Origin of the sequence: Gordonia crocea (assembly GCF_009932435.1) — a bacterium.
In the GTDB taxonomy this organism is placed as follows: Bacteria; Actinomycetota; Actinomycetes; order Mycobacteriales; family Mycobacteriaceae; genus Gordonia; species Gordonia crocea.
In genome coordinates this window covers 26,579-40,684 of sequence record NZ_BJOU01000019.1, presented here as the reverse complement: position 1 = coordinate 40,684, position 14,106 = coordinate 26,579, and the positions used below count along the sequence as shown (strand labels likewise).

Below are 14,106 nucleotides of genomic sequence, written 5' to 3'. Positions count from 1 at the left end.
CATCGAGACCTGGCGTTAATACTGTGAAAATTGAGGTTTGTGATGTTTACCCGGGCAGATCCACGTCCAAGTGCGCCAACACCGCGTCGAGGAATTCGCGCGGCCGATCGCGATGAACGCTGTGGCCAGCGCTGATCGTCGTAAAACCACCGTCGGGCAGGGTCTCGGCGACGGTCTGCAAATGGTGCGGCGGCAGGAAGCTGCGGTCGCCGCCGGAGATCACCAGGGTGGGCGCCGCCAGCCCGGCCAGGCCGTCCCACCACGACGGCTCGGCCTGCTTGAACTCGGCTCCGACCTCGGCGGGGATCCGCCGGTCGAAGCGGAGGAACGGCCGCGGGTCCGCGGCCAGGGCCAGCAGTCCCCGGACCCGGTCGACGGCGCTGGCGGTGGGCTCGATGTCTTCGGCCAAGTCGGCATCGTCGCGGGGCATCGGCGGCAGCTCTTCGAGCACCATCCGTCCCACACGGTCGGGTTCGGCCATCGCCCAGCGCACGGCCGCCTGCGCACCGAGGGAGTGTGCGATGACGTCGACGCGGCCGCTGCCGAGATCGTCGACGACGAACCGCAGGTCGTCGCGGAAGTCGTCGAGCCGGTAACTGGCCGCACGCCCGCTGCGGCCGTGCCCGCGCAGGTCGACGGCTGCCACCCGCCGACCGGCCGTCCGCAGCGCCCGCGCAACGGCCCGCCAGGTCGTGTGGTCGCCGCCCATACCGTGGACCAGCAACACCGGGACCGCCGTCGGCGGGCCCGACGTCCGGACCGCCAGCTCCAATGATCCCCTCGTCACAACCTGCACGTCGACCAGCCTAGGCCGACTTGGTCGCGGCCCAACCCGGAGGCCCGCGCGGCCTCATCCGAGCACTCGACCGACCGGCCCGACCGACGCCGTCGCGGTCTATCCTGGCGCTACGACGTCGACCTGCCGTCGCACCGCATCGCTTTCACCGGCAACGGCCGCGAGCCGATCACCGGGCACTGCGACGTCATCGCATCGGTGGCCGCCCGGCCGGCGACGCTGCTGTGGGGGTGGTCGCCGCAGGTTGCCGAGTTCGTCGGCCCCGATCCGCTGGCCGCGCAACTGCGGGCCTTCGGCGAGCAGAACGGCCTCCAGCAGTTCGTCGCCGAGGAGGTGCCGTACGTGCTGCGGGTCGCCGGCCTCTCGGTGCCGCTGCCGCCGGTCACAGTCACCGAGGTGGGGATCCGACTCCCCCGTTTCGTCGGCTTGCTCGACGACCTCGCCTGGAGCCTGGACGGGCTGACCCGCCTCAACCCGGCCTGGACGCTCACCGTCACCGACGACCGGCGGACCTTCACCCTCGCCGACCCGGCCGCGCAGCAGCACTTCACCGCCACCGCCGACTACGACGACCTCAACCGGCTGTCCGGCCTGAAGATGCGCCTCGGCGGCTGACGGACCCGACAAGGGAAACGGCGCCCACCCCCGAAGGGATGGGCGCCGTTTCAGCGCAGTGGCTACCGAAGATCGGTCACTTGACGATCTTGGTGACGCGGCCGGCACCAACGGTGCGGCCACCCTCGCGGATCGCGAAGCGCAGGCCCTCGTCCATGGCGACCGGCTGGATGAGCTTGACGCTCATCTCGGTGTTGTCGCCCGGCATGACCATCTCGGTGCCCTCGGGGAGGGTCACGACGCCGGTCACGTCCGTGGTGCGGAAGTAGAACTGCGGACGGTAGTTGTTGAAGAACGGCGTGTGACGGCCGCCCTCGTCCTTGCTCAGGATGTAAGCCTGGCCCTCGAACTCCGTGTGCGGAGTGGTGGTGCCGGGCTTCACGATGACCTGACCGCGCTCGACGTCCTCACGCTTGAGGCCACGCAGGAGCAGACCGGCGTTGTCGCCAGCCTGAGCCTCGTCGAGCAGCTTGTGGAACATCTCGATACCGGTGACGGTGGTCTTCTGCGACTCCTCGCGGATGCCGACGATCTCGACCTCCTCGTTGACCGTGATCTGACCGCGCTCCACACGACCGGTGACGACGGTGCCACGACCGGTGATGGTGAAGACGTCCTCGACGGGCATCAGGAACGGCTTGTCGGTCTCGCGGACCGGGTCCGGGATCGAGTCGTCGACGGCCTGCATGAGGTCCTCGATGGACTTGACCCACTTCTCGTCGCCCTCGAGCGCCTTCAGCGCCGAGATCGGGATGACCGGGGCGTCCTCGTCGAACTCCTGGGCGCCCAGCAGCTCGCGGACCTCCATCTCGACGAGCTCCATGATCTCCTCGTCGTCGACCATGTCGGCCTTGTTCAGTGCGACGAGGATGTAAGGAACACCCACCTGACGCGCGAGCAGCACGTGCTCACGGGTCTGCGGCATCGGGCCGTCGGTGGCGGCCACGACCAGGATCGCACCGTCCATCTGGGCGGCACCGGTGATCATGTTCTTGATGTAGTCGGCGTGACCCGGGGCGTCGACGTGCGCGTAGTGGCGCTTGTCGGTCTGGTACTCGACGTGGGAGATGTTGATCGTGATACCACGAGCCTTCTCCTCAGGAGCCTTGTCGATCTGGTCGAACGCGAAGCTCTCGTTGAGATCCGGGTACTTGTCGGCCAGCACCTTGGTGATGGCGGCCGTGGTGGTGGTCTTGCCGTGGTCGACGTGACCGATGGTGCCGATGTTCACGTGCGGCTTGGTCCGCTCGAACTTCGCCTTGCCCACTTGTGTCCTCCTGGACTGTTGTCGCTGTCGGGTGGTTCCCGACAGTGGTTGGTTTTACTTTCGTTGTTTCGCGCCGAGGCGCGGCCCGCAGGCTAGGGCAGTTATTCGCCCGTCGCCTTTGCGATGATCTCCTTCGACACGTTCGCCGGAACCTCGGCGTACGAGTCGAAGACCATGGAGTAGTTAGCCCGGCCCTGGGTCTTCGACCGAAGGTCTCCGATGTAGCCGAACATCTCCGACAGCGGAACCTGTGCCTTGACGACACGGGCACCACTGCGCTCCTCCATGGCCTGGATCTGGCCACGGCGGGAGTTCAGGTCGCCGATCACGTCACCCATGTACTCCTCGGGCGTCGTGACCTCAACGGCCATGATCGGTTCGAGGATGACTGGGCCCGCCATCTTCGCAGCCTCCTTGAGAGCCTGCGAACCGGCGATCTTGAAGGCCATTTCCGACGAGTCGACGTCGTGGTACTGACCGTCGAGCAGGGTGACCTTCAAGTTGACCAGCGGGTAGCCGGCGAGAACGCCGTACTGCATCGCGTCCTGCGCACCGGCATCCACCGAAGGGATGTACTCGCGCGGGACACGACCACCGGTGACGGCATTGGCGAATTCGTAGGTCGCACCATCCTCGGCGTCCACGAGGGGCTCGAGCTTGATGATGACCTTGGCGAACTGGCCGGAGCCACCGGTCTGCTTCTTGTGGGTGTACTCGTGCTTCTCCACCGTCTTGCGAATGGTCTCGCGGTAGGCGACCTGGGGCTTGCCCACGTTCGCCTCAACCTTGAATTCGCGCTTCATGCGGTCGACGAGGATGTCGAGGTGCAGCTCGCCCATACCGCCGATGACGGTCTGGCCGGCTTCCTCGTCGAGCTCGACCGAGAAGGTCGGGTCCTCTTCGGCCAGCTTCTGGATGGCGGTGCCGAGCTTCTCCTGGTCGGACTTGGTCTTGGGCTCGATCGAGACCTTGATGACCGGGTCCGGGAAGCTCATCGACTCGAGGACGATCGGCTTCTGCTGGTCGCACAGGGTGTCGCCGGTCGTGGTGTCCTTGAGGCCGATCATCGCGTAGATGTGGCCGGCCACCGCGTCGTCAACCGGGTTCTCCTTGTTGGCGTGCATCTGGAACAGCTTGCCGATGCGCTCTTTCTTGCCCTTGGCCGAGTTGAGCACCTGCGCGCCCGGCTCGACCTTGCCCGAGTAGACGCGAACGAAGGTCAGCTTGCCGAAGAACGGGTGAGCGGCGATCTTGAACGCCAGCGCCGAGAACGGCTCGTCCATGCTCGGCTTGCGGGTGATGACCTCGTCCTCGTCACCGGGGACGTGACCCTCGATCTCGCCGATGTCCAGCGGGTTCGGGAGGTAGTCGATGACCGCGTCGAGCATGGGCTGCACGCCCTTGTTCTTGAACGCCGAGCCACACAGCACCGGGTAGAGCTCCGAGTTGACCGTGAGCTTGCGGATCGCGCCCTTGATCTCCTCGACGGAGAGCTCCTCGCCGGCGAAGTACTTCTCCATGAGGGCTTCGTCGGACTCGGCAACCGTCTCGAGCAGCTTCTCGCGGTACTCGGCGGCCTTGTCGGCCAGATCCGCGGGGATCTCCTCGATCTGCGGCTCGGCACCGATCTCGACGGTGCCGCGCCAGGTGATGGCCTTCATCTCGACCAGGTCGACGACGCCGTCGAAGGCATCCTCGGCACCGATCGGGAGCTGCAGGACCAGCGGCTTGGCGCCGAGGCGGTCGATGATCGTCTGCACGGTGAAGTAGAAGTCCGCGCCCATCTTGTCCATCTTGTTGACGAAACAGATGCGCGGGACGTCGTACTTGGTGGCCTGGCGCCAGACCTGCTCGGACTGGGGCTCCACACCCTCCTTGCCGTCGAAGACGGCAACGGCGCCGTCGAGCACGCGCAGCGCGCGCTCGACCTCGACGGTGAAGTCGACGTGGCCCGGGGTGTCGATGACGTTGATCTGGTTGTTGTTCCAGAAACAGGTCACGGCCGCGGAGGTGATGGTGATCCCCCGCTCCTTCTCCTGCTCCATCCAGTCCGTCGTCGATGCACCGTCGTGGGTCTCACCGATCTTGTAGTTGACGCCCGTGTAGAACAGGATCCGCTCGGTCGTCGTCGTCTTGCCGGCATCGATGTGGGCCATGATGCCGATGTTGCGGACCTTGGTGAGGTCGTTGAGCACTTCCTGTGCCATTACATTCCCTTCGGGAATCGATTGGTGGACTGTTGAGGAGCCGCGGTCACCAGCGGTAGTGCGCGAACGCCCGGTTGGCCTCGGCCATCTTGTGGGTGTCCTCGCGACGCTTGACCGACGCACCGAGGCCGTTGGAGGCGTCGAGCAGTTCGTTGGCCAGGCGCTCCACCATGGTCTTCTCGCGACGCTGACGGCTGAACGTCACCAGCCAGCGCAGGGCGAGGGTGTTGGCGCGGTTCGGCTTGACCTCGATGGGGACCTGGTAGGTCGCACCGCCGACGCGGCGGCTCTTGACCTCGAGGGTCGGCTTGACGTTGTCGAGGGCGCGCTTGAGGGTGATGACCGGGTCGGTGCCGGTCTTCTCGCGGGCCTGCTCGAGGGCGCCGTAGACGATCCGCTCGGCGGTCGACTTCTTGCCGTCGAGGAGGATCTTGTTCACCAGCTGGGTGACCAGCGGCGAACCGTAGACGGGGTCGTTGATGAGGGGGCGCTTGGGCGCGGGTCCTTTACGTGGCATGACTAGCCGCCCTTCTTCGCGCCGTAACGGCTGCGAGCCTGCTTGCGGTCCTTGACACCCTGGGTGTCGAGCGAGCCGCGGATGATCCGGTAACGCACACCCGGGAGGTCCTTCACACGACCACCGCGGACGAGCACCATCGAGTGCTCCTGGAGGTTGTGGCCCTCACCGGGGATGTAGGCGGTGACCTCGACGCCGCTGGTCAGGCGCACACGCGCGACCTTACGGAGAGCCGAGTTCGGCTTCTTGGGGGTGGTGGTGTACACACGCGTGCACACGCCGCGCCGCTGCGGGCTGCCCTTCAAGGCCGCGGTCTTCTTGATAGAAGCCTTGTCCTTGCGGCCCTTGCGGACCAGCTGGTTAATAGTTGGCACTGAATTCCTTCATTCGATTGGTTCCACGGTGAACCGACTCGTCGTCGTTCCGCCGTGAGTTGCGGTTGGTGCTCCGGGCAGGTTGATCACTGTCGCCATCGGCGACCGTGATTCACCTCCACAACTCGCCCCACCAGCACTTTTGTGCTGGTCAGTACATTGATCGCTACCCCGCGGTCGGGCGTGTCAAACACCCGATCGCGGACTCGCTCAGTCAGTCTGGTCCGGACCCGGGCGAGACCCGGGTTGAACCCGGTCCGACTCGATCCCTTGACAGGCATGCAGACTGGCCCAGCTCTCGCCGGGCACCGCCCAAGTACTTTACCGACCGCACATGGCCGGGTCAAAATCAATCCCCCGCCCCGGCCTGGCCCAACCGCCGAGTGGGCCCTATTTCCCGCCGACTGGGCCCTCATCCCCGCCGACTGGGCCCTACTTCTCGCCGACTGGGCCCTCATCCCCGCCGACTGGGCCCCGCCGAACCGACTCGGCGTCACTCGACGGCGAACACCGGGATCAGGTGGGCCACCCCGGCAAGCTCCTCGACGCTGGAATCCGGCGTCACCCCGGCGGGCAGGAAGCGTCCGACCTCCCACCCCCACTTGTCGAGATACGTGGCGATGATCCGCGCGCGGTCGTCCACGGCGACTTCGGTCAGCCCGACATCACGACGGCGCCGGCCCCGGCGGAGTTCGACGCGTCGCGCCGCCCGCGCGTTGCGGACCCAGTCGGTCTCGCCGCGGACGGCGACGAGGTACTGCGAACCGTCGAGCGTCAGCAGGTTGACCGGGATCGTCTGCGGCCGGCCGCTGACCCGGCCGGCGACGGTGAGCGCTTGCGAACCGGCGAGGTTGACGCCCCGCTCGGTAAGCCAGCGGACGACACCGTTGAAGGCGCGGTCGACGGCGCCGGGGGCGATGTAGTGGGTGTGCTGCGACATGGTTTCCACCTTTCACATGTAACGAGATCAGTGCTCTCGGTTTGAGCGTGCACCACGCCACGGAAGAAATCAAGAGCACCGCTCTCACTTTGTGTCATGATCGATGGATGGCAGGAACCAAACGGGCCGAGAACCGCGCCGCGATGACCGCCGACATCAAGCGGCTGGGCCGCGAGCACCTCTCCACCCACGGGGCGGCCGGACTGTCGTTGCGGGCCATCGCCCGGGACATGGGCGTCGTCTCCTCGGCCGTGTACCGCTACGTCCCCAGCCGCGACGACCTGCTCACCCTGCTGCTGGTCGACGCCTATAACGATCTCGCCGACACCGTCGACGACGCGATGTCGGCGGCCGACTCCCCACGCCGCCGAATCGAGATCGCCGCGACGACGACCCGCACCTGGGCGGTCGCCGACCCGGCACGGTGGGCACTGCTCTACGGCAGCCCGGTCCCCGGCTACGCCGCGCCGGCCGAGCAAACCGGCGGACCGGGAACCCGCGTCGTCGCCGCATTGTTACGCGCGATGAGCGACGCGGAGCGCGACGGCTCCGTGCGCGACGACCTGCCCGAACCGACCGGCCCCCTGCGCGAGGACCTGACGGCGATCACCGCCGAGTTCGGCCTGGCGTTGTCACCCGCCGCCACCCAGGCCGGCACGGTGTTGTGGGCGACGATCATCGGCGCGATCAACCTCGAGGTGTTCGGCCAGTACGGGCCGGACTCGATCAGCACCCCAGAGTCGTTGTTCGCCAACCAGATCGCCCTCACCCTCTCGGCAATACTTGGCTGACGCGGCGATCTCGACGAGACGACGAGACCACGAGACGACAACATTCGGGTCGGATCGCCCTCCGGGGGGGATCCGACCCGATCAACCTTATGCCTTACGGACAGAATGTCGTCGAAAGCGTCAGTCACAGCGAACCGGGCCGGGTCCAGTTGGACCCGGCCCGGAGCGGCAGAATAGCTATCCAGTTGTGGATCTGCCGGTGCTATTTACCCCACCAGATCTGGAATGCACGCAGAGTCTCTCCGGCATACCGCCCGTTGAAGTAACCGCTACCACACTGCGCAACACCGACCGCAGCGCCGATGGCCGCGCCAATGATCCAGCCGACGATGAAGAAAAACCCAATGAGGGCACCAACCAGTGCTGCACCACCGATGCACGCGGCGTTACGTTGGAAGACGTAGTTCATCTGTGCGTTGGCTTGGTCCTTGTTGATCTTGGTCTTCAGCGGCTGGTACTTCAGCCCCTTCTTCTTGGCCACAGCCTGCGGCTTGAGCACCACGGACTTGCCGTTGGCCGCCACTTTGGCTTCGAGCGGAACGCTGGTGCCGTTCTGCGGGTTCTTCACCGCCAACGGGACGCGGTTCTTGACCTTGCCCTGGGCGTTCGAGAACAGCAGCTGGTCGCCGACCTGCTGCACCTTACCGGAGGTCATGTCGACCTTCACACCGTCGTCGGTGTAAGCAAAGGTCATCGGCCCGACGTTAACACCTTGACGGGCGGCACCAGCGGTGGCTGGCTGGACCACCAGCAGGGCCGCGACAACCGCAGCGATCATTCCCAGGATGGACGTAAAGCGCTTCATGACTTACCCCTCTCAATTTGTACCCACAGACGGTTCTGCAGTATCACTATCGAATCACAGGGTGTTCACAGATTCGCGTCGAACGAGCCGTTCACTCGAGGATTACCCCAAAGTGAGCAAGGCACAGCGGTCGGGGAGGGACCAAAGCCCCTCGTCGACAACCGAGTTCAATTCCGCTCCCCCTGCGGAAGCCGTGCCGATGAATTGCGTTTCGCCGGGTTCGACGGGGGTGGGACGACGGGGCCGATGTCGCCGTCGGGGGCGTCGTCCAGGTCGACGATCACCGGGGCGTGATCACTGGGTTTGGTCCCCTTGCGCGCCTGCCGGTCGACGAAGGCGGCCTGCACCCGCGGCGCCACGTCGGCACCGGCGAGGACCAGGTCGATGCGCATCCCCAGATCCTTGTGGAACATCCCGGCGCGGTAATCCCAGTAGCTGAACACCCGCTCCTGCGGCCAGCGCGCGCGGATCACATCGGTCAGCCCGGTGTCGACGACGGCGGCCAGCGCCGCGCGCTCGGATTCGGTGACGTGGGTGTGTCCGGCGAAGGCGGCCGGGTCGAAGACGTCTTCGTCGGCGGGGGCGATGTTGATGTCGCCGCACACCATCGCCGACGACGGGCCGGCCGCGGCGACCGCCGCGCGCAGCGCGTCGAGCCACACCAGTTTGTAGCGGTAGTGGTCGGAGTCGACCTCACGCCCGTTGGGGACGTAGAGCGAGTACACCCGGACCCCGCCGCACACCGCCGACACCGCCCGCGCCTCGACCGCGCCGTCGGGTTCGGGATAGCCCGGGGTGGCGGGAAAGGCCTTCTCCACCTCGTCGAGCCCGACCCGCGACAACAGCGCCACGCCGTTCCACTGCCCCTGCCCGTGATGGGCCCACGCATAGCCCAGCCCGGTCAGCTCGGCGCCGAGCAGCGATTCGAATCCCTCGTCGTCGAGCTTGGTCTCCTGCAGGCAGACCACGTCGGGTTGGCGCTGTTGCAGCCACGGCAACAGCCGGGGGACCCGGGCGCCGACGGAGTTGACGTTCCACGTCGCGACACGCATGCCACCAAGCTAGCCGTCGCCCGCGCGCACGCAGTCGAGGACCTCCTGCGCCGCCCGGGCGGCCCGGTCGGCGTCGCCGGCGACCACCGCCCGGACGAGGTCGGTGTGCTGCCGCTCGTAGGAGGCATCGACGCCGACGGTCCCCTCGGCGATCGTCTGGCGCAGGACGGGCAGCAGCAGGTCGTAGAACTCCAGGTACAGCTCGTTGTGGCTGGCGGCGACGACGGCCCGGTGCAGTTCGGTGTCGGCGTCGACGGCCGCGTCGCGCTCGCTCTCGCTCCCCGCCTCGGTACGGCCCCACAGTGCGTTGCGCCGGGCCAGTGTCTCGTTCAGCACGGCGATGTCGGCGTCGTCGCGGCGCCGCGCCGCGAGCATTGCCGCCGTCACGTCCAGCGCCTCGCGCAACTCGAGGAGGTCGCGGCGGCGCGCCGATGAGAAGTAGCCGCCGATCGCCACCTCCCGCTCGTCGACGGCGAGCACGTAGGTACCCGACCCCTGGCGGCGCTCCACCACCCCGGCGTGCACGAGCGCCCCCACCGCTTCGCGCAGCGTGTTGCGGGAGGTGTCGAGCAGGTCGGCGAGTTCGGGCTCGGTGGGGATCCGCTCGCCCACCGCCCACTCGCCGGCCGCGATCCGACCGCGCAGGTCCTCGGTGACTTGCTCGATGCGGGTGGCCCGTCTGTCGGGTTGACCACCATCGAAGGTATTTCGGTTGAGCACTGCCATGCATTCATCCTATGATTTAGCGGTCCGTAATTCATCCTATGAATTGGTTGCCGCCGATGCTCGTCAACGACCCCGACCTGGCCCTGCCCCACAGCGGCCCCGCCCGGCGCACGCCGCGATTCATGCTGTCGGGCCGGCTCGTCGTGGTCGTGGCGATCCTCGTCTTCGCCGCCTCGCTGCGCACAGCGGTCACCTCGATCGCCCCGCTGCTCACCCGGATCGGCGACGAGATGGGCTTCGGCGCGACGACGATCGGCCTCATCGGGATGATGCCCACCGCGATGTTCGGCATCGCCGGTTTCCTGGCCCCGGCACTGAGCCGCCGCATCGGCCTGGAGAACCTGACGCTGGCCGCGGTGGTCGCGACCGGCGCGGGTATCGCGTTGCGCGCGACCTCGTCGTCGGCGGGCGTTCTCCTGCTATGGTCGGGCCTGGCGCTGCTCGGCATGGGAATCGGCAACATCGTCATCCCGCCACTGGTCAAGCGCTACTTCAGCGACCGCATCGCCCTGATGTCGACGGCCTACATCACCTTCGTCCAACTCGGCACCGCCGTGCCCGCCGCGCTGGCCGTGCCGGTCGCCGATGCGCACGGCTGGCGCATCTCACTGGCGATGTGGGCGCTCGTCCCGGCCATGGCCCTCCTGCCGTGGATCGGGATCGCCGCCGCCCGGCGCCGCCGCCGCGACGACGACGCCGCCACCGAACGCGTCACCGGCCTGTGGCGGACCCCGCTCGCCTGGGGGATGACCTTCATGTTCGGCATGACCTCGCTGGTCACGTACTCCCTGTTCACCTGGCTGCCGACGATGATCTCCGACGCCGGGGGCAGCGACCAGCTCGGGGGCGCCGTCGTCGCAGTCTTCTCCGCACTCGGATTCATCGGCACCCTCGTCGCACCCGCCGTGTGCGCCCGGTTCCGCAACCCGTTCGGCTTCGCCGCCTTCTTCACGATCTGCCTAGCCGTCGGCCTCGCCGGCATCACCTGGGCACCGATGAGCGGCACATGGGTCTGGGTCGCCTTGCTCGGCGTCGGTCCGACGACCTTCCCCATGGCGCTGACGCTGATCAACCTGCGCACCCGCAGCGACGCGGAGTCGGCGGCGCTGTCCGGGTTCGCTCAGGGCGTCGGCTACCTGCTCGCCTGCACCGGCCCACTGTTCGTCGGCGTGCTGCACGAGGCCACCCGCGGGTGGACGCTGCCGACGGCGTTCCTCTTCATCGCGGTCGCCGCCATCGCCGCCGGCGCCGCGGTGGCCTGCCGTCCGCTACCGATAGTCGTCGAGGACGTGCCATTGCCTCAGAACGGGCCCGACGACCTAGCCGGCCAGCCCTAACATTCCGTCGATCTGCGCAGCGAACGCCCGCCGCACGTCGAAGCCGTCGACGATGCGCCGCCACTTCGGCAGAATCGCCGAGACGTGCGGGTAACCTGCGACGATGGCGGGATCGATGGTGTCGAACCAGCCTTGCTTACCGCTTTCGCGGTGGCGGGCCAGCTCGGCCCACCGGATATCGCTGACGGTCAACGACCAGATCATGCGCCAGAGGTCCAATGCCGTTTGATCGTCGGCGCCCAGTTCGTAGGCGGCATCGAGGAACCGGTCGGCAATGGCCAACGCCGGAGTACCCACGATTGTGCCTTCCTCGAGAATCGACACGATCCATGGAATGGCGCCGAGTCGGTCGCGCATGTCGACCGCGATCGCGATCAGCCGCTCCCGCGGTGGACCGGTCGGCTCGACCCAATCGATACGGGCCGCCACCTCCGATAGGGCTAGTGCGAGTAACGCCGTCTTGTTCGGCACGTAGTGGTAAAGAGTCATCGGCTTCGATCCGAGGTCATCGGCAAGACGGCGCATAGTCAGCCCTTCGGCCCCTTCGCGCTCGAGAATGGCTAGCGCGGCATCGACGATCGTCGATCTGTCCAGCGAAGCGGAGGGCGGCATCCTCCTATTCTGCCCCACCCCTTTTCCTTCGGCAGCCGAGCGGGTACATTCTCGTACAGGTACGAATCCGTACATGTACGACTCCGAAAGGCTGCCATGTCCGCCGAGGCCACCATCGACGACCACTCACCCGCACCATCCGCGCCGCGGCGCCTTGGGCTCCTGATCGCCACGGTGTTCGGGCTGCAGTTCCTCGTCGGCCTGGACACCTCGCTGGTGAACATCGCCCTGTCCGATATCAAGGTCGACCTGGCCTTCAGCGACGCCGGACTGCAGTGGATTGTCACCGCCTACCTGCTCTGCTTCGCCGGTTTCCTACTGGTCGGCGGCCGACTCGGCGACATCTGGGGCCGTCGTCGGACCGTGGTCTCGGGTCTGGCCGTCTTTGCCCTCGCGAGTGCGGTTGGCGGCCTCGCGCAGTCGCCCGGAGTTCTCGTCGGCGCGCGGGCGGTTCAGGGCATCGCCGGCGCACTGCTCGCCCCAGCCGCCCTCGCCCTGGTGGCGACCATCACCGACGCGCGGGCGCGCCGCACCGCGATGGCCGTCTGGGGTGGCGCGAGTGCGGCGGGTGGCGCCGTGGGGGTCGTCGCCAGCGGCCTGCTCACCGAAGCCTTCGGCTGGCAGGCCGTCATGTTCGCCAACCTTCCAATAGTGGGACTGGTACTAGCCGGAGCGCTGGCATGCGTGCCACGCGGCGAACAGGCCGCAGCCCAAATGGATCTACTCGGCGGCGTTTTAGTCACAGCCGGCCTCGGCGCGCTGGTTTACGCCGTCACGGCAACCGGCGAGCACGGCTGGTCATCGAGTCGGGCGGTAGTCGGATTCCTGATTGCGATTGTCCTCCTGGTCGGCTTCGTGACTGTCGAGCGGGCCAGCGACCATCCCATGATGCCGATCCGGGTCCTGGCCACGCGGAGCATCGTCGGGGCCAACGTGTTCGGTTTCATGCTCGCTGCCGGCCAACTCGCCGCGTTCTACTTCTGCTCGCTTTACCTACAGCAAGTGTGGGATCTGACTCCCCGTGCGGCCGGGGTGTTGTTCCTGCCGTTCTGTCTCTTTGTCGTCGTCGGTATCGCGTTGGCCACAAAGCTGGCCACGCGGTTCGGAGCGCGGCCGGTCATCGTCGGATTTGGGCTGATCGGCGCTGCGGGGTTGGCGATGTTCGCCCGCCTTCCGGGCACCTACGACTTCTGGCTCGGCATGTTCGCACCGTCGGTAGTCACCGCCATCGGCATCGGCGGATCGATGATGCTCATCGGCGTGGCCGGCACAGCCGGGGTCCCCGCTGCCGATGCCGGGATTGCGTCCGGGGTGTTGAACAGTTCCCGCCAACTCGGCGGCACCATCGGACTGGCCGCCCTCGTCACCCTCGCGGCGCAGTATCCCGTCGCGGCCGACGGTTTTCGCGCGGGCCTCGCCATCGCCGCCGGATTACTCGTCGTCGCCAGCCTCGCCGCGGGCGCGATCTTGCCCCGAAGCCGCGGCTGACGCTCTCGTCAGACTCCGATGCACCCCGCTGAACTGGGAGTTAGAGAGAATTTCGCAATATCTGGACTCTGTCCAGAAAATTGGGCCATACTGGTGGTGTGCCAACGACCGATGAACTCACCGCAGTACTCCGCGCTGCGGACCTGCGCGTCACGCAACCCCGCGTGGCGGTCCTCAATGCGGTCTATCACAATCCGCACGCCGATACCGACCATCTGCTCAACCAGGTCCGCGACGAGCTTCCGTCGGTATCCCGCCAGGCCGTCTACGACGTCCTCGCCGCCCTCACCCACGCCGGTCTGATCCGGCGCATCCAGCCCGCCGGAACCTATGCCCGCTACGAGGCGCGCGTCGGCGACAACCACCACCACGCCGTGTGCCGGGTATGCGGCTCCATCACCGATATCGACTGCGTGATCGGCGAGGCGCCCTGCCTCTCCGGTTCCCTCCCGGACGCATTCACCGTCGACGAGGCCGAGGTCATCTACTGGGGCGTCTGCGCCCAGTGCTCGGTCCGCATCGACGCCGGACTTCCCGATGAAGACCCCGTTTTTCAGCCCCATCGAAAGGAATGAGCTA

General features: G+C 67.0%; 15 protein-coding genes. 5 read left to right on the top strand and 10 right to left on the bottom strand.

Features of this window, described 5'->3' with window-relative positions:
• Positions 1-46: 46 nt before the first annotated feature.
• Positions 47-796 (bottom strand): alpha/beta fold hydrolase, encoded by a 750-nt coding sequence (locus tag nbrcactino_RS16980; protein WP_161928640.1) that lies wholly within the window; start codon positions 794-796, stop codon positions 47-49.
• Here nbrcactino_RS16980 and nbrcactino_RS16975 point away from each other — a divergent pair.
• Positions 791-1,411 (top strand): DUF6882 domain-containing protein, encoded by a 621-nt coding sequence (locus tag nbrcactino_RS16975; protein WP_371864615.1) that lies wholly within the window; start codon positions 791-793, stop codon positions 1,409-1,411. The two genes, nbrcactino_RS16980 and nbrcactino_RS16975, sit on opposite strands and share 6 nt — an antisense overlap.
• 76 nt (positions 1,412-1,487) lie before the next feature.
• On the opposite strand, the gene tuf is transcribed toward nbrcactino_RS16975, so the two are convergent.
• From tuf to nbrcactino_RS16950, 5 genes are all read right to left on the bottom strand, one after another.
• Entirely contained in the window at positions 1,488-2,678 is a 1,191-nt protein-coding gene (tuf, locus tag nbrcactino_RS16970) for an elongation factor Tu (protein ID WP_161928638.1), read from the bottom strand.
• A 101-nt stretch (positions 2,679-2,779) separates the two neighbouring features.
• Positions 2,780-4,885 (bottom strand): elongation factor G, encoded by a 2,106-nt coding sequence (gene fusA, locus nbrcactino_RS16965; protein WP_161928637.1) that lies wholly within the window; start codon positions 4,883-4,885, stop codon positions 2,780-2,782.
• A 46-nt stretch (positions 4,886-4,931) separates the two neighbouring features.
• Positions 4,932-5,402, bottom strand: coding sequence for a 30S ribosomal protein S7 (rpsG, locus tag nbrcactino_RS16960; RefSeq protein WP_161928636.1), 471 nt, complete (start codon positions 5,400-5,402; stop codon positions 4,932-4,934).
• Positions 5,403-5,404: 2 nt separating this feature from the next.
• Entirely contained in the window at positions 5,405-5,776 is a 372-nt protein-coding gene (rpsL, locus tag nbrcactino_RS16955) for a 30S ribosomal protein S12 (RefSeq protein ID WP_007321021.1), read from the bottom strand.
• A gap of 493 nt (positions 5,777-6,269) precedes the next feature.
• Positions 6,270-6,716 (bottom strand): nitroreductase/quinone reductase family protein, encoded by a 447-nt coding sequence (locus nbrcactino_RS16950; protein WP_161928635.1) that lies wholly within the window; start codon positions 6,714-6,716, stop codon positions 6,270-6,272.
• A 107-nt stretch (positions 6,717-6,823) separates the two neighbouring features.
• Here nbrcactino_RS16950 and nbrcactino_RS16945 point away from each other — a divergent pair, with 107 nt between their 5' ends.
• Positions 6,824-7,507 carry a TetR/AcrR family transcriptional regulator gene (locus nbrcactino_RS16945; protein WP_161928634.1) on the top strand — a complete coding sequence of 228 codons (684 nt, stop codon included), beginning with the start codon at positions 6,824-6,826 and terminating at the stop codon, positions 7,505-7,507.
• 202 nt (positions 7,508-7,709) lie between these two features.
• Here nbrcactino_RS16945 and nbrcactino_RS16940 read toward each other — a convergent pair whose 3' ends face one another.
• The 3 genes from nbrcactino_RS16940 to nbrcactino_RS16930 form a co-directional block, all read right to left on the bottom strand.
• Entirely contained in the window at positions 7,710-8,312 is a 603-nt protein-coding gene (locus nbrcactino_RS16940) for a DUF8020 domain-containing protein (protein WP_161928633.1), read from the bottom strand.
• Between the two features lie 167 nt (positions 8,313-8,479).
• Complete coding sequence (locus tag nbrcactino_RS16935) at positions 8,480-9,364, bottom strand: exodeoxyribonuclease III (protein WP_161928632.1); 885 nt, start codon at positions 9,362-9,364, stop codon at positions 8,480-8,482.
• Between the two features lie 9 nt (positions 9,365-9,373).
• Positions 9,374-10,090 carry a FadR/GntR family transcriptional regulator gene (locus nbrcactino_RS16930; protein WP_161928631.1) on the bottom strand — a complete coding sequence of 239 codons (717 nt, stop codon included), beginning with the start codon at positions 10,088-10,090 and terminating at the stop codon, positions 9,374-9,376.
• A 122-nt stretch (positions 10,091-10,212) separates the two neighbouring features.
• Here nbrcactino_RS16930 and nbrcactino_RS16925 point away from each other — a divergent pair, with 122 nt between their 5' ends.
• The gene (locus nbrcactino_RS16925; protein ID WP_161928809.1) at positions 10,213-11,427 is read left to right on the top strand and encodes an MFS transporter; all 1,215 of its coding nucleotides are present in this window, start codon (positions 10,213-10,215) and stop codon (positions 11,425-11,427) included.
• Here the strand turns inward: nbrcactino_RS16925 and nbrcactino_RS16920 are convergent.
• The gene (locus nbrcactino_RS16920) at positions 11,410-12,039 is read right to left on the bottom strand and encodes a TetR/AcrR family transcriptional regulator (protein ID WP_161928630.1); all 630 of its coding nucleotides are present in this window, start codon (positions 12,037-12,039) and stop codon (positions 11,410-11,412) included. The two genes, nbrcactino_RS16925 and nbrcactino_RS16920, sit on opposite strands and share 18 nt — an antisense overlap.
• Positions 12,040-12,135: 96 nt before the next feature.
• On the opposite strand from nbrcactino_RS16920, the gene nbrcactino_RS16915 reads away from it, so the two are divergent.
• Both nbrcactino_RS16915 and nbrcactino_RS16910 read left to right on the top strand, forming a co-directional pair.
• Positions 12,136-13,527 carry an MFS transporter gene (locus tag nbrcactino_RS16915; protein WP_161928629.1) on the top strand — a complete coding sequence of 464 codons (1,392 nt, stop codon included), beginning with the start codon at positions 12,136-12,138 and terminating at the stop codon, positions 13,525-13,527.
• A 98-nt stretch (positions 13,528-13,625) separates the two neighbouring features.
• Positions 13,626-14,102 (top strand): Fur family transcriptional regulator, encoded by a 477-nt coding sequence (locus tag nbrcactino_RS16910; protein ID WP_161928628.1) that lies wholly within the window; start codon positions 13,626-13,628, stop codon positions 14,100-14,102.
• Positions 14,103-14,106: the final 4 nt, after the last annotated feature.